The organism is Sedimentitalea xiamensis, assembly GCF_030164465.1.
In the GTDB taxonomy this organism is placed as follows: domain Bacteria; phylum Pseudomonadota; class Alphaproteobacteria; order Rhodobacterales; family Rhodobacteraceae; genus Sedimentitalea; species Sedimentitalea xiamensis.
The window spans coordinates 67328-87799 of sequence record NZ_JASNJE010000007.1 but is presented as its reverse complement, the minus strand read 5'-3'; the positions used below and the strand labels follow the sequence as shown (position 1 = coordinate 87799).

The following is a 20472-nucleotide window of genomic DNA, read 5'->3' as shown; positions in this document are numbered from 1 at the left end:
TAGCCGAAAAACGCCGAAACGGATCAAAAATATCGAAAACTTGCCGGCAAACCCTTGTCTCGCGCGGCGGGACATGCTTACTCACAGGGGTCGCCCCGACAGATGCTGCCCGCAGTATGCGAGCGACACCAAGCCCAAAAAGTCGAAGATCCGGTGCATTTTGAACGCAAGAGGCGTGAAACGGGTCAGAAGACATCGAAAACAAGGCTGACACTAGTCATATGAGATCGTCTAAATCACGTTCGCGGTCAAAGTCGAACCGCAACCGGCCGCAGAGCGGCGGCAATGTCATCAACCGGGTCTTCGACAGTTCCGGTCCCGAAGGCAAGGTGCGCGGAACACCGCAACAGATCATCGAGAAATACAATCAGTTGGCCCGCGACGCGCAACTGGCCAACGATCGGGTCGCCACCGAGAATTTCCAGCAGCACGCGGAACATTACCTGCGGCTGCTGAGCGAAGCGCAGCGCGAAATGGACGCCCGCCGCGAGGAACAGGAACGTCAGAACCGCGAACGGCAGGCCGAACGGGACCGGGAACGGTCGGAGCGACAGGAACGCGAATCGGCCGAAGCCGCCGATCTCGCCGATGCGCCACAGCCGGATGTGGTGGACCTGGGCGAGCGGTCCGACGACGGCGACGACAGCGGTCTGGTCGAGACACCGGAAAGCGCCGCACCGAAGAAACCGGCGCGCCGCCCCAGAACCCGGAAAACCGCCCCCAAGCCGGAGGCTGACAGTTCGGGCGACGCCGGCGGCAACCCGGAAGCGGCCGAGTAATCCGGCCGCCGCGCCCGGTTCAGGACATCAGGACACGGGCGAGGGCGCAGAAGCGTTCCAGCGAAACCTGTTCGGCGCGGTCGGTCGGCGTCAGCCCTGCTTCGACAAGTCGATCCTCGATATCCGGCGCCAAGGATTTCAGCGCAGAACGCAGCATCTTGCGACGCTGGTTGAACGCCATGGCGACCACCCGTGACAGCATTGCGGCATCCGCCGGGAAACGCGGTTCGGGCAGGGCCGTCAGGTGAACCACCGCGCTCGAAACCTTTGGCGGCGGCGTGAAGGCGCCGGGCGGCAGGGACATGACAATGCGCGCGTCGCTGCGCCACTGGGCCAGAATGGCAAGGCGGCCATAGGCCTTGCTGCCGGGCCGCGCCACGATCCGTTCCGCGACCTCGCGCTGGAACATCAGCGTCAGACTTTCCCAGAACGGCGGCCAGTCGGGTGGCGTCAGCCAGCGCACGAGCAACTCTGTCCCGATATTGTAGGGCAGGTTCGCCGCCACCCGGATCGGCGGCGCCAGATGCGCCAGCGGGTCGATTTCCAGCGCGTCCCCTTCGAGGATTTCGAGCCGTCCCGGATAGGCACTTGCGATCTCTTGCAGGGCCGGGATGCAGCGGCTGTCCTTTTCCAGCGCCAGGACCTTGCGGGCTCCTTCCGCCAGCAGACCGCGCGTCAACCCGCCGGGACCGGGGCCGATTTCCAGCACGTCGCAGGCCGTCAGATCCCCGGCCTGCCGCGCGATCTTGGCGGTCAGGTTCAGGTCCAGCAGGAAATTCTGGCCCAGGGATTTGCGGGCGGACAACTGATGTTCGGCAATCACCCGGCTGAGCGGCGGCAGCGAATCTATCGCGCTCATGATCCGCGCGCACCCCGTGCCATGCGATGCGCCATCTTCAGCGCCTCGATCAGGCTGGTCGGCCTGGCGATTCCCTGTCCGGCAATGTCCAGCGCGGTGCCGTGATCGGGCGAGGTCCGGATAAAGGGCAGTCCGAGCGTGACGTTCACGCCCCGGTCGAAATCCAGCGTCTTGATCGGGATCAGCGCCTGATCGTGATACATCGCAATGGCCGCGTCATAGGTCCTGCGGGCTGCGGCATGAAACATGGTGTCCGCCGGATGCGGTCCGGTCAGATCATAGTCCTCGGTTCGGTTCATGTCGTGGATCAGGGGGGCGATCCAGTCCAGTTCCTCCCGGCCCATGGCGCCACCTTCGCCGGCGTGCGGGTTCAGCCCCGCAACGGCAAGCCGGGGTCTGGCGATCCCGAATCTCCGGCGCAGGCCCTCTGCGGCAATCGAGATGGTTTCGCGCAACAACTCTGGTGTCAGCAGGTGCGGAACGTCCGCAAGCGCCACATGGATCGTTGTCGGAACGACCCGCAATTCATCGCTGGCAAGCATCATGACGACGCGCTCGCACCCGCCGAGCGTGCCCAGGAATTCCGTGTGGCCCGGATAGCGGAAGGCCGCGCCGTCGATCAGGGCTTTCTTGTGAATCGGGGCGGTGCAGACCGCACCGGCCTGTCCGATCTGCACCAGAGCGACGGCCCGTTCGATCACCTCGATCACGCCGCGGGCGTTTCTCGGGTCCGGCAGGCCCGGCGTCGCCGGTGCGGCGAAGTGATGGGGCAGGACCGGAAAGGTGTCCGCGCAGACCGATGCCGCCTGATCCGGCGTCGAAATCTCTGCGATCCGGGTTCCGGAGGGCAGATGCCGCGGATCGCCGATCCAGACGAACGGGCAGTCCGACCGCAGGAGATCCCAGGCTTTGACCGCCAGTTCCGGTCCTATTCCGGCAGGTTCGCCGCAGGTCAGGGCGATTGGCGCCGTCATCTTTCGATGATCACCGCATCCGCGCGCAACTGATCCAGAAAGCTGTCCGCCGATGCCGCCAGGCGTTGCTGAACCAGCGCATTCGCCACCTCTGCGCGCGAGGCGTCCTCGTTGAGCGCCGCCGTGCGTCCGCACAGCATCAACAGCATCAGCGTCTGCCCGTTTGACCGGGTCAGCGTGGTCGAAATTTCTCCGTCGTCCAGTTTCGCCAGTTCGATCGCGATATCGCGCGGTATTTCGGACGGCGCCTGTGAAATCCGTTCCAGCCTGTCCGCGGGCTGGCCCTTTGCGATGCCGTAAAGGTCGTCGCAGGTGTTGATCCGACCGGCGATGCCCGCCGCGATTCCGAGGGATTCGGCGCTGCGTCCACCCGGAATGTAGTAGATCGCATAGTCGATCGCCGAATACCGCGGTTCCGAAACATTGCTTTCCTGGATGCCGCGCATCTGAAACAGCGCCACCGCGTCCGGCAGCGCAATCGGTGCGGTCACGTCGCCCGGCGTGAGCGCCAGGATCAGCGGACGCAGCCCCGGCGGCAGCGTATTCAGATCGATCCAGTTCATCCGCCCGCCATTGTCGCGGGTCTGGGCCGCGGAATACTGGGCCGCCGCCTGGGAAAACGCGTCGTAGCTGGTGATCTGCGCGAGCTGCGCGGCCAGTTCGTCCACCTGATCAAGGGTCTGCGGCGTCACCGGTATGATGATTTCCGACAGCAGCACCCGGACTCCGCTGCCACCGCCCGCGCCGCCAAGGGCGCGGTCGATTTCCGCGTCCGTCGGGCGCGCCTGCGCCAGGAACCGCGCCCGGATCAGATCGCGCCAGGCCACATTCGCCCTGGCGAAATCGCGCAGGGTCTGGACCGAAACCCCGCCTTCTTCCAGGGCGTTGACGAATTCCTCCGGCGACAGGTCCGTGCGCGAAGACAGTTCCTCGATTCCCGCGTCTATGTCATCCTGCGTGACCTCGATTCCCGCCGCCTTGACGGCCTGGATGCGCAACCGATCGTCGATCAGCGCCTCGCGCGCGAGTTCCTCGGGGTTTCCGGGGGCGCGCAGCAATCGCAGGAACTGGGCCCGCTGTTCCAGTTCATACTGGGTGATGACCTCGTCATTGACGGTGATGACCGGGGAAAACAGTCCCTGAGCGACGGCCGCGCCCGAAACCAGGCCGAAAAGCGCCGCGAAGCCTGCGCCTCGCAACGGCGTGAGAGTGAAGATTCGGATCAACTGCATGCCCGCCTGTACTTTTCTGTTCCGCCTTCGACGGCAAAGCCGTTCAACTCGATGGTAAAACCGAAATCGGTCGAAGGCTCAATACTTGTGGAAGATGTATAACGGCGGCGGATCGAAAGATCGACCGTCACGCATTCGTTTCGATAGATCAGCCCGACACCGGCGCGGGTCGCGCGGGCGTCGGATATGTCATAGCGCAGGTCGGCCCCGGCGGCCCAGCTCGGGTTGATCTGGTAATCGCCGTCGAACCAGAGTTCGGACAGGGGCTTTTCCCGCCCCTCGGCAAGATCGGTGCCCAGCCACAGATAGCTGCCGGTCACGTTGATGCGTTCGCTGCGCCAGTCGCCGCGGAATTCCGCCTTGGACAGGCTGAGCGACCCGTCGATCAGGCCGCGTCCGGTCAGGGCCAGACCGTAGTCCGTCTTGTACTGGCCCGCCACCAGAATATCGGACGACGTGCCCGACAACCCGGAGGTCGCGGTGAAGTTCGGGTCGGCCGTTTTCCGGAAGACCTGGCCGACGGTGGCCCAGGCCTGCCATCCCGACGGCGCGTGCCGCGACCATTTCAGACCATAGGCCAGCGCCGGTCCGTCCTCGCGCCGGTCGGGCGCGGGAAAGCGGGACAGGGACAGAAGATTGCCCTGATCGAATTCGACGAATCTGCTTTCGTCATTGGGCGGATCATCGCCTTGCACGTCGCTCCATGCCAGGTGCAGCAGCGGTTCCAGGTAATGCGTGACGCCGCCCGCGTTGGTCTTGGTCATCGGATAGCTCAGCGTCACGGCCGTACTTGGCGTGAAACGCTTGATATCGTCCGGGAAAGCGCTGTCCTGGTAGATCTTGAACAGATCCGCGGCGAAACCGAGCCGCCAATCCGCGCGGACGCCACGGGTGGAGATCCAGGTGCGTTGCCACGACAGGCTCGCGCTTGCGCGCAGGATATCGCGACCGAGCTGGTCCAGATCGGATTCCCGTTCGTGGCCGTGCAGGTCGAAGTTCAACCGGGCCTCTCCGCCGATCGCCGCCGGGAAGAAGCGCCGCTCGTAGAATGCATCTCCGATCAGCAGCGGCTGGGTCGTTTCGTCCTCGTCGCGCAGCGACTTGAACTTGATCAGATCGAATTGGAAGGCGCTGTCGCGCCGGACCCGGTCCAGGGCGATCTCACTACGCAACCGGTCCACATCCGGAAGGCCATAGTCGTTGACATAGGCATTGTCGCTGACGGTCTCGATGTCGAACCGCAGACGAAAGTCCTGCGGCAGGTCAAACCGGCCCACCCCGAACAGATATCCGCGGGATTCGCCGGGGATGAGGTCATCGCGTGTATAGGCCCCCTCGATCCCGAGACGGCCGTTCCGAAAGGCCTGCCGGTATCGGAAATCCAGCGTCCTGGTCTTTGGCGACACATAGGGGGCCAGCGTCAGATCCTTGCTTTCGCCGATCGGAATGAAATAGGGCAGGCGCAGCCCGGTTCCCAGTTGCGTCGTCGTGCGCAGCGACGGGATCAGAAAACCCCTGGCCCGTTCCAGCGTCGGGTCCGGAAGCCGGAACCGGGGCAGGTAGAGGATGGGCACGTCCAGTACGCGGAACTGCGCGTCCTCGAAATACAGCTGGCGTTCCTGCTGATCGTGGATCACCTTGCGGGCCCGGATCTGCCAGAGCGGCGGGCTGCCATCCTCGCAGACGTGGCATGCGGTGACGGCCGTCTTGTAAAGCTGGGTGTAGCGCCCGCCGACCCGCGTCATCTGCAAGGACGCCATCTGCAACTGCTGGTCCAGCACCATCCTGGCGCCCGTCAGCAACCCGTTCTGCAATTCGCCGTCCATCTCCGCGAAATCGGCGAGGATCGTGACGGTCCCGCCCTCGTCGATGCGGATCGGTCCCTCGATGGTCATGGTGTCGGTGGCGCGGTCAAAGGTGATGCGACGGGCGCTCAGGCGCACATCGCCCTGGAACGCTTCGACATTGCCCTCCGCGATCAACTGGCGTTCGGGGGTGATCACGACGCTGTCGGCGACCAGCAGGGCGGGAACGACCGCGTCGGTTTCGGAACCGTCCTGTGCGAGCACAGGTCCCGCCAGGCATGACAGCACCAGGACCATGGTCCGGAATGACGCCAGCAACCGGCGCATCATCCGTCTTCCGCATGCAGCAGCAATCCGACCGTAAGAAGGATTGACGCGACCGGCGGCCCCCAGGCGGCAAAGGCCACCGGAAGCTGCCCGTTTTCGCCAAGGATCTGCGCAAAATTGCGGATGAAATACAGCCCGAAACCAAGAAGCACGGCCGCGAGCACCGCGACGCCGGTGCCGCCGAACCGGGTGTGGCGCATGGTGAAGGATGCGCCGACGAGAACCATGGCCATCAGAAACAGCGGCCGCGCCAGTTCGACCTGCAACCAGACCTCGTGCCTCTTTGTCGAGAATCCTGCCTGCCGCATCTGTCGGATGGTTTCGGGGAGATCGTAGATAGAGATCCCGGATGCCCGCCCGAGGCTGTCCCGGATCCGGGTCTCCGTCAGGGTTGTCGGAATGCGCAGTTCGTCATGGGTGACGGCCGCCGACTCGGGGTTCAACCCGGCGACCAGCGGCCACACCTTTGCGTCGGTCAGCAGCCATTCGTCCTGCATCAGGCGGGCGCTGGCCGCCCTGATGCGGCGGATCGGGCCGCCTTCGGCGGAATAGGTTATGATCGTCACCCCCAGCAGGGTGACGTCCTGGTCATCTCCGCCATATCCGGTCGCATGGATCACCGACTGGCCGCGTTCCGAGCCCTGCCGCAGCCACAGGCCCTCGCCGCTGAGCGATACGGCGGACTGGCCTCCGCTCTTGTATGTTTCAAGCAGCGACTGGTAGCGGTTCGACGTGGCCGCCACGATCGGATTGAGCGTGCTGACGGTCAGCCCGCCGATAACCAGAGAAACCAACAGGGGGCCGGCCAGGGCGCGAATGCCGGACCGGCCGGTCGCGCGGGTGACGACGAGTTCGCTGCTGCGCGCCAGACCGACGAAAAGCACGATGGTGGACAGGATCATCAGAAGCGGCAGGATCTCGTTGATCGCGGCGGGCGCATTCAGCAGCATCAGGCGGATCAACTGCCCCATGCTGACATCGAGGCCTTCGAACTTTCGCAACTGCTCGATCAGGTCTATCAGCAAGATCAGCGACAGGAACACGGCTCCGATCATGAGAAAGCTCTGGGTGAAGCGGCGGGCGAAGTACCGGTCGAGGATCATGGGGCAACCTCGTCCGAGATCCTGTCCCTTCGCCGGAACAGTCCCGGCAGCGGCCGCGCTGCCAGTTGCAGGAAAACCATGGCCAGAACCAGCCCGACCACGGTTGGCAGATAGATCAGCAGCCAGAGGTCGGGATCGTTCAGTACCGGTTCGGAAACGATACCGCGCAGAATTTCCAGCATGATCAACAGAACAAAGGCCAGAAGCGCCTGCCGCCAGACGCCGAAACGGGAAAATCCGCCCAGCATCAACGTGGAAAATCCGATAAGCGTGACTGCGATGCAGACCAGGGCCCGTGCGAACCGCAGGTGCAGTTCTTCGGTCAACTGGCCGAGTCCGAACCCTTCGGCCATGGAGATCGTGTTCCGGTGCCGCAACAGTTCCGCCGTCGGGATCGCGCGGATATTGCGGGACCGGTCGTCGCGCTTGTTCACGAGCGAACTGATGTCATAGGAAAAATCGGCGAAGATCGTTGTGGACAGCGTGTTGGTCGCGATGTCCAGCCGCTGCGCCAGCCCGTCGATCATGACCAGGTTCGCCCGGTCCCCGTCGCGGACGAGGAACGCTTTCAACCCGGTGTAGACAACGCTCTGGGCAGGATCGCGCAGGTCGGACAGGAACACGTCGTTGAGCGTTCCATCCGGATCGATCTGCCGGATATAGAACGTCACCCCGTTCGCCGGGTGCAGGAAACTGCCCTCGCTCAGCAGGCGGGCCGTGACATTGCGCGCGACTTCGGCTTCCCGCTGGGCCAATTGGCTGGTCGCGGCCGGCAACAGCACATGGGTCAGGATGCTCATCATCAGGGCCGTCACCAGACCGAAGGCAAGCGCGGGGCGCGCCATGCGCCACGGGCTTGATCCCGTGGCCTGCATCACGGTCAGTTCGCTTTCGTTCCTTAGCCGGTTGGTCACGTAGATCGCCGCGCCAAAGGCCGCCATTGGCAGCACCATGCGGATCAGGTTCGGCAGCGTGAGCGCCGTGAACTCAAAGAAGACGAGAGCGGATTGCCCGTCACCGATCAAACGGTCGAACAGAACCACCGCCCGATTGATCCAGAACACAGCGACAAGAATCAGCGCGAAGAAGCCGAAGAAGACCAGGTACTGCGACAGGACATATCTGTCGTAACGTGACACTGCGCTCCCCCGGTTGCATGCGATTTTCTGGGCGCATCCCTACAGCAACCGATATGCGGTGAAAACTCCCATCTGGTCAAGGCGGGCACGGCACGCTACCTGTGGTCGCAACCGAAAAGAGGAGCCACTACATGAGCCGTCTGACACCGATCCGATTTGAAGCCACCGATCTGGACTGCATCGCGGCCGCGACCGGGCGCGTGGCCATCTTGGTCACGCCGGACGGCAAGCTCGATCCCGCCGCGCGCCGGGCGAACCGGCTGACCAGGGGGGCGGTGGCGCGGTTGGTGGACAGCGATCGGTTTGCCAAGGCGAAATCGGGTCAGGTGATCACGCTTGCGCTGCCGCTCGGCATGTCCGCCGAGGCGCTCGACGTCCTGGTTCTCGACCGCAAGGTGACGCCGGTCGCGGCGCGCAAGGCCGGGGCGGCACTGGCGAAAGCGAAGGGCACCAAGGCGCTGACGCTCATGGCGGGCGCCACGCGCGAGGCGGCCAACATTGCACTTGGGATCGCGCTGCGGGACTATCGGTTCGATCTCTACAAGTCCGCCGAGGACGACGCTGACGGCAAGGAGTCCGAACCGGTGGCGATCCATCACAGTCACCCGGAAGACATGACCGAGGCGGTCGCGCCGCTGCTGGCCGTGGCGGAGGGCGCGCATATGACCCGCGATCTCGTCAACGAACCTGCAAATGTGCTGACGACGACGGAATTCGCCAACCGGCTGGCGGAAATGGAGTCGCTGGGGCTCACGGTCGAGGTTCTCGAGGAAGACGAACTGGAAAAGCTGGGAATGCGCACCCTGCTCTGCGTCGGGCAGGGGTCGGACAGCCCGTCCAAGGTTGTCGTCATGCAATGGAACGGCGGCGCCAAGGGCGACGCGCCGCTGGCCCTGGTCGGCAAGGGCGTCGTGTTCGATACCGGCGGCATTTCGCTGAAACCGGCGGGCGGCATGGAAGACATGACCATGGACATGGGCGGGGCCGGCGTGGTCGCGGGCACGATGCGCGCGCTTGCCCTGCGCAAGGCCAAGGCCAATGTGGTGGGGCTCGTGGGCCTGGTGGAAAACATGCCATCGGGAAATGCGACGCGCCCCGGCGACGTGATCAGGTCGATGAAGGGCACCACGGTCGAGGTCATCAACACCGATGCGGAAGGCCGGCTGGTGCTGGCGGATGTGCTTTGGTATGCGCAGGAACGGTTCAATCCCGCGGGCATGGTCGATCTGGCCACCCTGACCGGCGCAATCATCATCGGGCTGGGTCATGAGAATGCGGGTGTCTTCTCCAACGAAGATGCATTCTGCAACGCCTTCCTGAAGGCCGCGAAGGCCGAAGGCGAGGGCGCGTGGCGGATGCCGCTGGGCAAGGGCTATGACGAGCTGATCAAGTCGCGCATCGCCGACATCAAGAACACCGGCGGCCGTCCCGCGGGGTCGATCACGGCGGCGCAGTTCCTGGCGCGGTTCGTCAAGGACGAAACCCCGTGGATTCACCTCGACATCGCCGGGGTGGCGTCGGTGAAGTCCGATACGGATTTCGCGCCCAAGGGCGCGACCGGCTGGGGCGTCGCGGCGCTGAACCGACTGGTGCAGGACAAGTTCGAAAAGGGCTGACATGGGCGACTCCTATTTCTATCACCTGACGCGGCATCCGCTCGAACACACCCTGCCCGTGCTTCTGGGCAAGGCGCGTCAGGCCGGCTGGCGCGTCGCCGTGCGCGGAACGGATGGCGGACGCATGGCGCAGTTGGACGAAACGCTTTGGCTGGGGGCCGAGGACGGGTTTCTTCCGCATGGCATCGCCGGCGGGCCGCACGATGCCGATCAGCCGATCCTCCTGACCACAGCGCCCGAGGCCGCCAACGCGCCGGACTGCCTGATGGCGGTGGACGGGGCAGAAGTCACCCCGGAGGATGTCAAGGCGTTGGCCCGCGTGTGTATCCTGTTCGACGGCAATGACGGGGCGGCGGTGGACCGTGCCCGCATGCAATGGAAATCGCTGACGGATGCCGGTTGTCCGGCGCAATACTGGTCCGAGGAATCGGGCCGCTGGGAAATGAAATCGAAACGCTGACGGATCAGCGCGACAGCACCAGAGCGTTGCCGGTGATCTCGATCCGGTTCCAGCGTTGCAGGTAGGACATGCCCAGAAGCGACTTGTCCATTTCACCCTCGTTCACCCAGGCCCGGACATTGCGGTCCAGCACCGGACCCAGTTCGACACTGTCCAGCCGCACCGGCGCGGTGCGCACCTCTCCGTTCGCGGTCATCGCCCGCCCGGTATAGGCCAGATCGGGCGTGACCAAGCCCAGGTGCTCGGCATCGGAATGCGACAGAACTACCTGCGAAGCCCCGGTGTCGATCAGGAAATCCACCGGTTTGCCGTTGATCACAAGCGTCAGGTAATAATGCCCGTCGCGGGCGCGGGGCACTTCGATCTGGCCGGTTTCGGTCAGCACGCCCTGGCTTGGCACGATGGTCTGGCGAATGTCGTCCCAGACCCCGATGGCGGCGATCACCCCGACGAAGATCAATCCCCACGCCAGCGCCTGCTGCGCGAGTTTGCCGAGCGACCGGCGGTTCTGCGCCACGAACCACGACAGGATCATGGCAAGCAGCAGACCCAGGTAGATCAGATTGCCCCACTCGATCCCGTTCATGCACTTTCACTCCGCTTCACGCTTTGGATATAGGCGGTTTCCGGCGGACTCCTATGCCGCGAACCCGAAATCCCGCAACCCGTCGAGCACGAATTGCACCGCAAGCGCCGCCAGCAGCATGCCGAAAAGGCGCGTCACGACGTTGATCCCGGTCTTGCCGAGCGCGCGGGCGAGGATGCCACTGACGAGGAACAGCAGGAATGCCAGCCCCACCACCGAAATCATCACCCCGACCACCAGGGCGAAGCCTTCGACCCCCGGTCTCTGACCAACCAGCAGTATCATCGTCGCGATGGCGCCGGGTCCGGCAATCAAGGGGATCGCCAGCGGAAACACCGAGGGATCATGCCCGTCTTCTTCGGCCTGATCCTCGCGCCGTTTGCTGCGCCGTTCAAACAGCATGTCCAGCGCGGTCAGGAACAAGAGGATGCCGCCGGCGACGCGGAAGGCGGCCATCGAGATCCCGATGAAGCCCAGAACCGCTTCGCCGAAGCCCGCGAACAGGGTCAGGATTCCGATCGCGACAAGACAGGCCCGCAACCCGATGGCGCGGCGTCGCGCGGAGTCCATGCCGTGAGTCATGGTCATGAACAGCGGCGCCAGCCCGATCGGGTCGATCACCACGAACAGGGTGACGAAGGCGGTCACGACAAAGGCGCCGTCGACGATCATGCCTCGGCCTTTTCCAGTTTTTCGAGCGCCGTCATCCACAGCGCCTCGGCCCGGTCCAGCCCGTTCATGACCTCGGCATATTTGCGCTGCCAGACTTCGGCCTCGCCCTGCTTGCCGTCTTCATACAACGCCGGGTCCGCCAGTTTCTTCGCCAGCTTGTCGCGCATGTCGTTCAGCTTCTGAACGCGTTCCTCGCCCTTTCGGGCTTCGGCGCGCAGCGCCAGTATCGCATCGCGGGACGGGCGTTTCGGTTTGGGCGTTTCCGGCCTGGGGCCGGGTTTGTCGCGGCTGAGCAGCAGTTTCCGATAGGACGGCAGGTCGCCGTCATAGGGTTTCACCGTGCCGTCGCTCACCAGCCAGAGACGGTCCGCGACAAGCGACAGCAGGTGCATGTCGTGGCTGACCAGGATCACCGCCCCGGAATAGGCGGTCAGGGCCTCGACAAGCGCCTCTCGGCTTTCGATGTCCAGATGGTTGGTCGGCTCGTCCAGAATCAGCAGATGCGGCGCGGGCAGGGTGGCCAGCAGCAGCGACAGCCGCGCCTTCTGTCCGCCCGACAGGCGGCCGACGGCGGTTTCGGCCTGATCCGCGCCAAGACCGAAGCCGGCCAGCCGCGCGCGCAGTTTCGCCTGGCCTTCGGCGGGGCGTTCGCGCAGCAGATGTTGCAGCGGGGTTTCCTCGACGCGCAGTTCCTCGACCTGGTGCTGGGCGAAGAAGCCGATGCGCAGCTTGCCCGACCGGGTCATCTTGCCCGCCATCGGGGCCAGCCGGTCGCTGAGCAGCTTGGCGAGAGTCGACTTGCCCTGACCGTTCTTGCCCAGAAGCGCAATCCGGTCGTCCTGGTCGATGCGCAGGTTCAGGTTGCGCAGCACCACGGTGTCGCCATAGCCGACCTGCACGCCTTCGGTGGCGATGATCGGGGGGGACAGTTCTTCCGGTTCGGGGAAGGAAAACACGGTGCGCGCCGCGTCTTCGGGCGCGCGGATGGTTTCCATCTTCTCCAGCATCTTGACCCGGCTCTGCGCCTGTTTCGCCTTGCTGGCCTTGGCCTTGAACCGGTCGACAAAGGCTTGCAGGTGGGCGCGCCGCGCATCCTGTTTCTTGGCCGCCGCCGCCTGCACCGCCCGGTTCGCGGCGCGCTGGCGGGCGAACTGGTCGTAGTTGCCGGTGTAATAGGTCAGCCCGCGATTTTCGAGATGCAGGATGCCGCCCACAGCGCGGTTCAGCAAATCGCGGTCGTGGCTGATGATGATGACCGTATGCGGGTAGCGCATCAGGTAGTTTTCCAGCCAGAGCGCGCCTTCGAGATCGAGATAGTTGGTCGGTTCGTCGAGCAGCAGATAGTCCGGCTGCGCGAAGAGCACCGCCGCCAGCGCCACCCGCATCCGCCAGCCGCCGGAAAAGGCGGAACAGGGCATCAGCTGTTCCTCGGCCTCGAACCCCAGGCCGCGCAGGATCGACGAGGCGCGCCCTTCGGCGGACCAGGCGTCGATATCGGCCAGCCGGGTCTGCACCTCGGCGATGCGGACCGGGTCGGTGGCGGAATCGGCCTCGGCCAGCAGTTCGGCGCGTTCGGTGTCGGCGGCCAGAACGGTGTCCAGCAGCGACACATCATTGCCGGGAACTTCCTGCGCCACGCCGCCGATACGGGCGCGGGCGGGCAGGGTGATGCTGCCGCCTTCCAGGTGCAACTCGCCCCGAATGAGCCGGAACAGGGTGGTCTTGCCCGCCCCGTTGCGCCCGATCAGGCCGACCTTGTGGCCGGTCGGAATGGTGGCGCTGGCGTGTTCGAACAGCGGGCGGCCTTCGACCGCATAGGATATATCGGTGATGCGTAACATGGGCGCGGTTTGACGGAGTGCAGGCGTGCTGTCAATTGCGGGCGGAACAAGTCTCTTTTCAACGCCAGCGCCCCATGTTAGGCGGCGCGCGATATGTATCGGCGGGCGACAATGTCCTGCCGCCAGACAAGGAGACGCCCGATGGCCCTGGAACGCACTTTTTCGATCATCAAACCCGATGCCACCCGCCGCAACCTGACCGGCAAGATCAACGCCAAGTTCGAGGACGCGGGCCTGCGCATCATCGCGCAGAAGCGCATTCACATGACGAAGGCGCAGGCGGGCGTGTTCTACGCCGTCCACGCGGAACGCCCGTTCTATGACGAACTTTGCGACTTCATGTCCTCCGAACCGGTCGTCGTGCAGGTTCTGGAAGGCGAGAACGCCATCACCAGAAACCGGGAAATCATGGGCGCCACCAACCCGGCCGACGCGGCCCCCGGCACGATCCGCGCCGAGTTCGCCGAATCCGTCGGCGAAAACTCGGTCCACGGGTCGGACGCGCCGGAAACCGCAGCGGTCGAAATCGCCTATTTCTTCTCGGGTCTCGAACTGGTCGGCTGAGCCGCCTGCCGTTCAATCACCCCGATCGCATCGAGGGCCGCTTCCAGACGGGAGCGGCCCTTGTCATGCGCGGCGGCCTTGATCGCGTCGAACCGGGCGCGCAGGGAGTCCTTTTCCTTGCCCTTGCAGTCGTTCCAGGGGCGTCCCTGCAAGCCCATGACCAGGACGTAATAGCCGATGAAATGCGGCTTTGTGCCGGTGCGCAAAAGGCGCGCATAGGCTTCGTCGGGACCAAGCGCGCGCAACGCCTCCGCCGAATGGATGCCCGCGCGGGCGCAGGCTTGCTCAAAGGCCGGGCCGAGATTTCGGATCGAGGATACGGGTTCGTTCATGATCGCCTGTCTATCCCGCCGTTTCGCGGCTGTCATCGGCAGAGCCGCCGATTGACAGACAGGGCGCACTGCGGAACGCTGCGGAAAAGCAGGTCGAGGGGAGGACGAAACAATGACGGCGCAGAGACCGGACAGGGATATCGCGCGGCAGTTCGACCTGGCCGATCCGCCGGATGGCTTCGTCGACCAACCCTTCCCGTTCTACGACGCGCTGCTGGAACATGCCCCGGTGCTGGCCCAGCCTGACGGTTCGGTGCTGCTGTGCCGTCATGCGGATCTGGATCGGGTCTATCGGGACACGCGTCTATTCATCTCGGACAAGAAGGCGGTGTTCGGGCCGAAATTCGGCGTCGGCTCGCCGCTTTTTGAACATCACACCACGTCCCTCGTGTTCAGCGACCCGCCGCTCCATACGCGGGTGCGCCGGATCATGACCGCCGCCCTGACCCCCCGCGCCATCGCGCGGATGGAGCCGGGATTGCGGGAAACGGTCGACGGCCTGCTGGACAATATGGCTGACAGGGGGGGCGTGGACCTGATCGAGGACTACGCGTCGTCGATTCCGATCCAGATCATCGGAAATCTGCTGGATGTCCCGCAGGATGAACGCGGCCCGCTGCGCGACTGGTCGCTGGCCATTCTCGGCGCGCTGGAGCCTGCGCTGACGGAGCAGCAGCTTGACCGCGGAAACCGGGCGGTGTCGGAATTCTCGGACTACCTTCGGGACCTGGTCGCGCGGCGTCGCGCGAAACCCGGAAACCCGGACACCGATGTCCTGACCCGGCTGATCCGGGGCGACGGCGCGGACGAACAGCTGAGCGAAACGGAGCTGATCCAGAACTGCATCTTCATCCTGAATGCCGGCCATGAAACCACGACCAATCTGATCGGAAACGGCCTTGCGCTGCTGAACGACCATCCGGATCAGAAGGCGCGCCTGCTGGCCGATCCCGATCTCATGACCTCCGCGGTCGAGGAATTCCTGCGCTTCCGGTCGCCCAACCAATTCGGCAACCGGGAAACCTCGGAAGCGGTCGAAATTGGCGGGCGGCGCATCGCGGCAGGCACGAACCTGCATCTCTGCATCGGGGCCGCCAACCGGGACCCGGAGGTGTTCGACGATCCGAAACGGCTGGATATCGCGCGAAAACCCAACCGGCACCTGGCCTTTGCGGGTGGGCCGCATGTCTGCATCGGCCTGACGCTGGCGCGGATGGAAGGCCGGGTCGCGATCGGGCAGTTCCTGACCCGGTTTCCCGGCTACCGGATCGCCGACGGGCGCAAGGGGGGCGGCCGGATACGGTTTCACGGCTACGCAAGCCTGCCCGCCGACCTGGGACCACAGGCCGGTTAGGCGTCAGAGCGGATTTCGTCCATCAGCCATTCGCCCCGGCGCAATTGTTCACGCACCACGTTCAGCTTTGATGTCAACCGCTCGGCCTTGTCGGTCTTGTGCGCGGCCTCCAGGCCTTCCAGAAGGTCACGTTCCTTGGCCCTGAGCTTTTCAAGCACCTTTTCGACGTGTTCGGGTTTGATCTTCGCCGCCTTGTTCTGTTCGAGCCGTTCGAAATAGTCGTCCAGCTTCGCCGTGCTTTTCTTCAAGCCCATGTCTGTCTGTTCCTTCGGTTTCCGGTGCCTGTTCTGTCCATGGCACAAGTCGGTGTCACGGGTATGTCACTTTGCCGGCCGCTTGCCATGGTCCGACATCTGGTCGAGGTCCTCCTCGTCAAGGGCCAGGATGCGTTCGACCTCGGCCATGGGGCCTTCGGTTTGGAAGGCATAGATGCGCGCCGCGGACAGCAGGTCCAGCATGGCCTGATAGGCGTAGCCGGAATCGTTCACGAAAGAGGTGGCTTTCCGCGCGTCCATCTCGCCGCTTCGGATCAGCGTTTCGATGGTGTGAATTGTGGCCTTGCGGTCCTTGTCGATCTGGGTCCTTTCCTGGTCCAGCCACAGGCTGCTGCGCTCTTCGGGCGCGGTTTGATCCAGCTTGTGAAGCTCGATCAGGATGCGCGCGATTTCGGTGCGCAACCCGTTGTAAAGGTCCGTGACCTTGCCCTGCGGACGGCTGGTATAGGCGGTTGCGTTCCGTCGCAGGTGTTTCACCGCCTTCACGGCACTGACAAGCTGACCCGCGGCGTCGCGCAGGTCATAGAGCCGGTTCATGACCGGTTCCGGCAGTTTCCTGCCCCCCGCGCGGGTCGCGAATTCGAGGATGGCGGCGTGAAGGACCTTGACCCGGTGATCGTAGAGCCTGTCGAAGTCGAGATCGGTCGCTGTCCTGCTCGCCTTCACCGTGGCCGCGATATCGGTCGAAGAATAGAGATCGTGACGGCGCAGGTTCAGGCCGTGGGCGATCAGTTCGATCGCGTTTTCGCCCAGATGCCCGACCTCCTTGCTCAGCGACGCTTCGACCGTTTCCGGGAACTGGTATACCGCATCCGACAGGTAGCGGGGCTGGCTGACATCCGTTTCCGGTTCGGGAACGGTCCGTTCCAGAAAACGGATCAGCCAATCGACCAGCGGCAGCATCAGCACCACGCCCAGAAGGTTGAACAGCGTGTGAAACACCGCCAGCTTCAAGGAATAGTCTGTTTCGGAAATCCCGATCCCTGCGCTGACCCCGTCCACGACCTCGACCATCCCGCTGATCAGGGCCAGTGCGACGCCCGCCGTCAGGACGTTGAAGATCAGATGAGCCAGCGCCAGGCGCCTGCCCTGGTAGTTCGACGAAAACCCGCCGATCAGCGCGGTAATCGTGGTTCCGATGTTCGCCCCGATGGCGAGCGCCAACGCGTTTTCATAGCTGATCTGTCCCGCCGCCAGGGCGGTGATGATCAGGACCATGGTAGCATGGCTCGATTGCATGACCACGGTCGCGGCGGCGCCGACGAGCGTGTAGACCACGAGTCCGAGAACCCCGCCCATGGCAAAGCGCGACAGGTCGAACTGGTCGTTGAAGGCGTCGAACCCTTCCTTCATGAAATGAATGCCGAGGAACAGGAACCCCAGCCCGCCAAGGGCGTAGCCCGCGCCGCGAAGGTATTTGTTGGATTGAAAGACAAGGATGATGCCGACGGCCAGCATCGGCAGGGCATAGGCGGAGATGTTGACCTTCAACCCGAAACCGGCCACCAGCCACGCCCCCGTGGTGGTGCCGATATTCGCGCCGAAGATGATGCCCACACCGGCCTTGAGCGTGATCAGACCGGCGCTGAGGAACGATATGGTGATGATCGAAACCAGCGAACTCGACTGCATCAGCGAAGTCGCGAGGAACCCGAATCCGATGGACCGGGGCAGGGTGTCTGTCGCCCGCGTCAGGAGCTTTTCGAGAAAACCGCCACTCAGCAGGCGGAAGCCGTCTTCCAGCATCAGCATTCCGAAAAGAAAGATCGCGACACCGGCCGCGATTTCCTGGAAGTCCGGACTCAGGTAGAAGCTGACGAACAGCATCGCCAGAACCACGGGCAGGAGCAGCTTCTGGATCAGCATGGCGCGGAGGGGCGCGGCAGAAAGGAAGCTCTGCAACAAATGTTTTCCCGGCGACCGGGACCGCGTCCGCCGGGAAAAATGCGACGTCCGCCATTCTCATCCGCCGGGGTATTCACGTCGCGATCTCTCGTCACAATACTGCGCCTGTGGCCTCGGATGATCGAGGCCGTTGTCGCCACCGGAGTCAAGGGAAACAGGATTTCGCCTGCCGGGGAATGACGTGGATCAATCCCATCGCCGTCCGGCGGGGCCGTTACCCGGCCGCGTCGCGAAAGCCGCTCAGGACGCTGGTCAGGTTGTCGCCGAGCGCATCGCAGATATACCCGCCTTCCTGCACGAAGAGGCAGGGCAGGCCGGTCCTTGCGATGGCGGCCCCGATCCGGGCAAAGCCGTCCGTGGTGACGGCAAGCCCCTTGAACGGATCGTCGATGGACGCGTCCAGACCCAGCGCGACGACCAGCACATCCGCGCCGAAACTGCGGATGCGGGTCAGCGCCGTGTCGAGCGTGCCCAGATAGGTCGCGTCATCCGCGCCGCGCGCCAGCGGCAGGTTGAGGTTGTAGCCCAGCCCCGGACCGGCCCCGCGTTCCTGCGCATGGCCCCAGAAGAACGGGTAGAAACGTTCCGGATCGGCGTGGATCGATACGGTCAGCACGTCGCTGCGGTCATAGAATATCCCCTGCGTGCCGTTGCCGTGGTGCACATCGACATCGAGAATTGCCGGACGCAGACCCTTCGCAAGAAGTCTCTGCGCCGCGATGCCGGAATTGTTGAGAAAACAGAACCCGCCGGCCAGATCGCCGAACGCGTGGTGTCCGGGCGGGCGCGCCAGGGCATAGGCGCTTCTGTCGCCCGCGTGCAGCAGGTCGGCGCCGGAAATCGCCGATTGGGCCGACCAGTAGGCGGCCTCCCAGGTGCCTTCGGCAATCGGACAGGCGGTATCCGCCTGGTGAAACCCGGCCTGTCCGACGGCGGATTTCGGGTATCCGTCGCCGCGGCTGGCCGGGTGGATGTTCGGAATGACTTCGTTTCCCGCACCTTCAATCCGACGCCACCGCGTATAGATGGTTTGCAGAAACGTCAGATATTCCGGCGAATGCAGCGCGGCGATGGGGCCGATCCCGGCGTCATCGGGGGCTTGAAACGCACATCCCGCCGCCTTGGCCCCTTCGGTCAGGCGGGCGATGCGCTCGCACTGTTCCGGGTTGGGCAGAATGGCGCCATTGGCCATGAAGTGGCCGGGTTCGTGTTTCCACTGCCGGTCATCGAAGATCGCTTTCATGTCTGTCCTTTCAAATTCTCCAGGGCCGCGCCGCTCAGGCGCAGGCTGGTTTCCGAGGGGCCCGGAACGAAGCCCAGCCGCCGGTAGAACCGTTCGGCCTCGGGATTGTCCCGGTAGACGGCCAGCTTGATGAACTGCGCGCCGCCGGCGACCTGCATCCCGGCGGCGAAGGCCAGAAGCCGCTGCCCGAGGCGCTGTCCCCGTTCCTCGGGCGCGACCCAGAGGTCGGAGACGAAGAGACCGCTGCCGCCAAGCGTCGTCGAGAACAGCGGCGAAGCGACCAGCGCTCCGACCGTGGTGTCGCCGCGCAGCGCCAGCGCGGCCCGAAAGCTCGCCCGCGCCCCGAATCCGGCCTGTTCCAGCGCCGCGAGATCGGCCCTGTGCACATCCCCCAGATCCGCGGACAACCGGCAGAGCGCGTCGTGCAACCGGGGCAGGTCGCCGCGCGTCGCGGTCCGGATGCTTGCGTCCCGCATCGATCAGATGGCCGTGCGGTCGCCGCCCTTGAGATGCAGCATCCCGCGGGCTTCTTCCGGCGTGGCGACGGTGCGGCCCAGTTCCTCGACAATGCGGCGGATCTTCAGCACCTGTTCGGCGTTGGACCGCGCCAGCGTCCCGCGCGAGATCATCAGGCTGTCTTCCAGTCCGACGCGCACATGCCCGCCGAGTATGGCCGACATGGTGATCAGCGGCATCTGGTGTCGCCCCGCCGCCAGAACCGAAAAGCCGTAGTCGTCGCCGAACAGCTTGTCGGCGATCAGCTTCATATGGGTCAGGTTCTCCGGGTCCGGCCCGATCCCGCCGAGCACCCCAAAGACGAACTGGATGAACAGCGGCGCCTGAACCAGCCCCCGGTCCATGAAGTGCCGCAGCATGTAGAGATGGCTGACATCGTAGCATTCGAATTCGAACCGCGATCCGCGCTTGTCGCCCATTTCGTTCAGCACATGCGCCATGTCGCGGGGGGTGTTCTTGAACACCAGATCGTCGGACCCTTCGAGAAAGGGTTTTTCCCAGTCATACTGCCAGTCGGTAATCCGCTCTGCCGCCGGGTAGAGCGCGAAATTCATCGTGCCCATGTTGAGCGAGCACATCTCGGGTTCGGCCATTTTCGGGGCGGCGAGGCGCTGGTCCAGCGTCATCGTGGCGCTGCCCCCGGTCGAGATATTGAGAACGGCGTCGCTGCGTTGCTTGATGCGCGGTAGGAACGCCATGAAATGTGCCGGATCGGCCGACGGCCGGCCGTTTTCCGGGTCGCGCGCATGCAGATGCAGGATTGCGGCCCCGGCCTCGGCGGCGGCGATGGATTGCTCGGTGATCTGATCTGCGGTGATGGGCAGGTGCGGCGACATCGACGGGGTATGGATCGACCCGGTGACGGCGCAGGTGATGATGATCTTGGACAT

Annotated in this window: 20 protein-coding genes; 5 read left to right on the top strand and 15 right to left on the bottom strand. The window is 64.4% G+C overall.

All coding sequences use genetic code 11. From position 1 onward, the window contains the following. Positions 1-221: 221 nt before the first annotated feature. Entirely contained in the window at positions 222-779 is a 558-nt protein-coding gene (locus QO034_RS08075; RefSeq protein ID WP_284485002.1) for a DUF4167 domain-containing protein, read from the top strand. A 19-nt stretch (positions 780-798) separates the two neighbouring features. On the opposite strand, the gene rsmA is transcribed toward QO034_RS08075, so the two are convergent. From rsmA to lptF, 6 genes are read right to left on the bottom strand one after another with little or no spacing between them, the layout of a single operon-like run. Continuing rightward, positions 799-1638 carry a 16S rRNA (adenine(1518)-N(6)/adenine(1519)-N(6))-dimethyltransferase RsmA gene (gene rsmA, locus QO034_RS08070; RefSeq protein WP_284485001.1) on the bottom strand — a complete coding sequence of 280 codons (840 nt, stop codon included), beginning with the start codon at positions 1636-1638 and terminating at the stop codon, positions 799-801. Then, on the bottom strand, positions 1635-2612 hold the full coding sequence (gene pdxA, locus QO034_RS08065; protein WP_284485000.1) for a 4-hydroxythreonine-4-phosphate dehydrogenase PdxA: 978 nt from the start codon (positions 2610-2612) through the stop codon (positions 1635-1637). Before pdxA ends, rsmA begins: the two co-directional genes overlap by 4 nt. Then, positions 2609-3844 (bottom strand): peptidylprolyl isomerase, encoded by a 1236-nt coding sequence (locus tag QO034_RS08060; RefSeq protein ID WP_284484999.1) that lies wholly within the window; start codon positions 3842-3844, stop codon positions 2609-2611. The genes pdxA and QO034_RS08060 overlap by 4 nt, the downstream gene beginning before the upstream one ends. Beyond that, positions 3835-5979, bottom strand: a complete 2145-nt coding sequence (locus QO034_RS08055; RefSeq protein WP_284484998.1) for an LPS-assembly protein LptD — start codon at positions 5977-5979, stop codon at positions 3835-3837. Before QO034_RS08055 ends, QO034_RS08060 begins: the two co-directional genes overlap by 10 nt. Then, positions 5976-7079 carry an LPS export ABC transporter permease LptG gene (gene lptG / locus QO034_RS08050; RefSeq protein WP_284484997.1) on the bottom strand — a complete coding sequence of 368 codons (1104 nt, stop codon included), beginning with the start codon at positions 7077-7079 and terminating at the stop codon, positions 5976-5978. The genes QO034_RS08055 and lptG overlap by 4 nt, the downstream gene beginning before the upstream one ends. Then, positions 7076-8218, bottom strand: coding sequence for an LPS export ABC transporter permease LptF (gene lptF, locus QO034_RS08045; protein WP_284484996.1), 1143 nt, complete (start codon positions 8216-8218; stop codon positions 7076-7078). Before lptF ends, lptG begins: the two co-directional genes overlap by 4 nt. A 131-nt stretch (positions 8219-8349) precedes the next feature. On the opposite strand from lptF, the gene QO034_RS08040 reads away from it, so the two are divergent. Next, entirely contained in the window at positions 8350-9834 is a 1485-nt protein-coding gene (locus QO034_RS08040; RefSeq protein WP_284484995.1) for a leucyl aminopeptidase, read from the top strand. 1 nt (position 9835) lies between these two features. After that, entirely contained in the window at positions 9836-10294 is a 459-nt protein-coding gene (locus QO034_RS08035) for a DNA polymerase III subunit chi (RefSeq protein WP_284484994.1), read from the top strand. 4 nt (positions 10295-10298) lie between these two features. Here QO034_RS08035 and QO034_RS08030 read toward each other — a convergent pair whose 3' ends face one another. From QO034_RS08030 to abc-f, 3 genes are read right to left on the bottom strand one after another with little or no spacing between them, the layout of a single operon-like run. Beyond that, positions 10299-10880, bottom strand: coding sequence for a retropepsin-like aspartic protease family protein (locus QO034_RS08030; RefSeq protein ID WP_284484993.1), 582 nt, complete (start codon positions 10878-10880; stop codon positions 10299-10301). A 51-nt stretch (positions 10881-10931) separates the two neighbouring features. Beyond that, positions 10932-11552 (bottom strand): MarC family protein, encoded by a 621-nt coding sequence (locus tag QO034_RS08025; RefSeq protein ID WP_284484992.1) that lies wholly within the window; start codon positions 11550-11552, stop codon positions 10932-10934. Continuing rightward, on the bottom strand, positions 11549-13393 hold the full coding sequence (gene abc-f / locus QO034_RS08020) for a ribosomal protection-like ABC-F family protein (protein WP_284484991.1): 1845 nt from the start codon (positions 13391-13393) through the stop codon (positions 11549-11551). Before abc-f ends, QO034_RS08025 begins: the two co-directional genes overlap by 4 nt. A gap of 141 nt (positions 13394-13534) precedes the next feature. Between abc-f and ndk the strand changes: the two genes are divergently transcribed. Continuing rightward, positions 13535-13957 carry a nucleoside-diphosphate kinase gene (ndk, locus tag QO034_RS08015; RefSeq protein WP_284484990.1) on the top strand — a complete coding sequence of 141 codons (423 nt, stop codon included), beginning with the start codon at positions 13535-13537 and terminating at the stop codon, positions 13955-13957. On the opposite strand, the gene QO034_RS08010 is transcribed toward ndk, so the two are convergent. Continuing rightward, on the bottom strand, positions 13924-14289 hold the full coding sequence (locus tag QO034_RS08010) for a TfoX/Sxy family DNA transformation protein (protein ID WP_284484989.1): 366 nt from the start codon (positions 14287-14289) through the stop codon (positions 13924-13926). The two genes, ndk and QO034_RS08010, sit on opposite strands and share 34 nt — an antisense overlap. 112 nt (positions 14290-14401) lie before the next feature. On the opposite strand from QO034_RS08010, the gene QO034_RS08005 reads away from it, so the two are divergent. Further along, entirely contained in the window at positions 14402-15643 is a 1242-nt protein-coding gene (locus tag QO034_RS08005; protein ID WP_284484988.1) for a cytochrome P450, read from the top strand. Here the strand turns inward: QO034_RS08005 and QO034_RS08000 are convergent. The 5 genes from QO034_RS08000 to QO034_RS07980 all read right to left on the bottom strand — a co-directional run bounded on the left by QO034_RS08000 (position 15640) and on the right by QO034_RS07980 (position 20472). Further along, positions 15640-15897: a coiled-coil domain-containing protein gene (locus QO034_RS08000; protein WP_284484987.1), complete on the bottom strand. Its 258-nt coding sequence runs from the start codon at positions 15895-15897 to the stop codon at positions 15640-15642. The two genes, QO034_RS08005 and QO034_RS08000, sit on opposite strands and share 4 nt — an antisense overlap. A 66-nt stretch (positions 15898-15963) precedes the next feature. Further along, positions 15964-17820 carry a Na/Pi cotransporter family protein gene (locus tag QO034_RS07995; RefSeq protein ID WP_284484986.1) on the bottom strand — a complete coding sequence of 619 codons (1857 nt, stop codon included), beginning with the start codon at positions 17818-17820 and terminating at the stop codon, positions 15964-15966. Between the two features lie 217 nt (positions 17821-18037). Next, the gene (locus QO034_RS07990) at positions 18038-19066 is read right to left on the bottom strand and encodes a histone deacetylase family protein (RefSeq protein WP_284484985.1); all 1029 of its coding nucleotides are present in this window, start codon (positions 19064-19066) and stop codon (positions 18038-18040) included. Then, entirely contained in the window at positions 19063-19542 is a 480-nt protein-coding gene (locus QO034_RS07985; protein ID WP_284484984.1) for a GNAT family N-acetyltransferase, read from the bottom strand. The genes QO034_RS07990 and QO034_RS07985 overlap by 4 nt, the downstream gene beginning before the upstream one ends. 3 nt (positions 19543-19545) lie before the next feature. Beyond that, entirely contained in the window at positions 19546-20472 is a 927-nt protein-coding gene (locus QO034_RS07980; RefSeq protein WP_284484983.1) for a BKACE family enzyme, read from the bottom strand.

Excerpts from the sequence above, each read along its gene's own strand:
- QO034_RS08075 (WP_284485002.1), top strand. The coding sequence starts at position 222 with ATGAGATCGTCTAAATCACGTTCGCGGTCAAAGTCGAACCGCAACCGG.
- rsmA (WP_284485001.1), bottom strand. The coding sequence starts at position 1,638 with ATGAGCGCGATAGATTCGCTGCCGCCGCTCAGCCGGGTGATTGCCGAA.
- pdxA (WP_284485000.1), bottom strand. The coding sequence starts at position 2,612 with ATGACGGCGCCAATCGCCCTGACCTGCGGCGAACCTGCCGGAATAGGA.
- QO034_RS08060 (WP_284484999.1), bottom strand. The coding sequence starts at position 3,844 with ATGCAGTTGATCCGAATCTTCACTCTCACGCCGTTGCGAGGCGCAGGC.
- QO034_RS08055 (WP_284484998.1), bottom strand. The coding sequence starts at position 5,979 with ATGATGCGCCGGTTGCTGGCGTCATTCCGGACCATGGTCCTGGTGCTG.
- lptG (WP_284484997.1), bottom strand. The coding sequence starts at position 7,079 with ATGATCCTCGACCGGTACTTCGCCCGCCGCTTCACCCAGAGCTTTCTC.
- QO034_RS08040 (WP_284484995.1), top strand. The coding sequence starts at position 8,350 with ATGAGCCGTCTGACACCGATCCGATTTGAAGCCACCGATCTGGACTGC.
- QO034_RS08035 (WP_284484994.1), top strand. The coding sequence starts at position 9,836 with ATGGGCGACTCCTATTTCTATCACCTGACGCGGCATCCGCTCGAACAC.
- QO034_RS08030 (WP_284484993.1), bottom strand. The coding sequence starts at position 10,880 with ATGAACGGGATCGAGTGGGGCAATCTGATCTACCTGGGTCTGCTGCTT.
- QO034_RS08025 (WP_284484992.1), bottom strand. The coding sequence starts at position 11,552 with ATGATCGTCGACGGCGCCTTTGTCGTGACCGCCTTCGTCACCCTGTTC.
- abc-f (WP_284484991.1), bottom strand. The coding sequence starts at position 13,393 with ATGTTACGCATCACCGATATATCCTATGCGGTCGAAGGCCGCCCGCTG.
- ndk (WP_284484990.1), top strand. The coding sequence starts at position 13,535 with ATGGCCCTGGAACGCACTTTTTCGATCATCAAACCCGATGCCACCCGC.
- QO034_RS08010 (WP_284484989.1), bottom strand. The coding sequence starts at position 14,289 with ATGAACGAACCCGTATCCTCGATCCGAAATCTCGGCCCGGCCTTTGAG.
- QO034_RS08005 (WP_284484988.1), top strand. The coding sequence starts at position 14,402 with ATGACGGCGCAGAGACCGGACAGGGATATCGCGCGGCAGTTCGACCTG.
- QO034_RS08000 (WP_284484987.1), bottom strand. The coding sequence starts at position 15,897 with ATGGGCTTGAAGAAAAGCACGGCGAAGCTGGACGACTATTTCGAACGG.
- QO034_RS07990 (WP_284484985.1), bottom strand. The coding sequence starts at position 19,066 with ATGAAAGCGATCTTCGATGACCGGCAGTGGAAACACGAACCCGGCCAC.
- QO034_RS07985 (WP_284484984.1), bottom strand. The coding sequence starts at position 19,542 with ATGCGGGACGCAAGCATCCGGACCGCGACGCGCGGCGACCTGCCCCGG.
- QO034_RS07980 (WP_284484983.1), bottom strand. The coding sequence starts at position 20,472 with ATGTCCAAGATCATCATCACCTGCGCCGTCACCGGGTCGATCCATACC.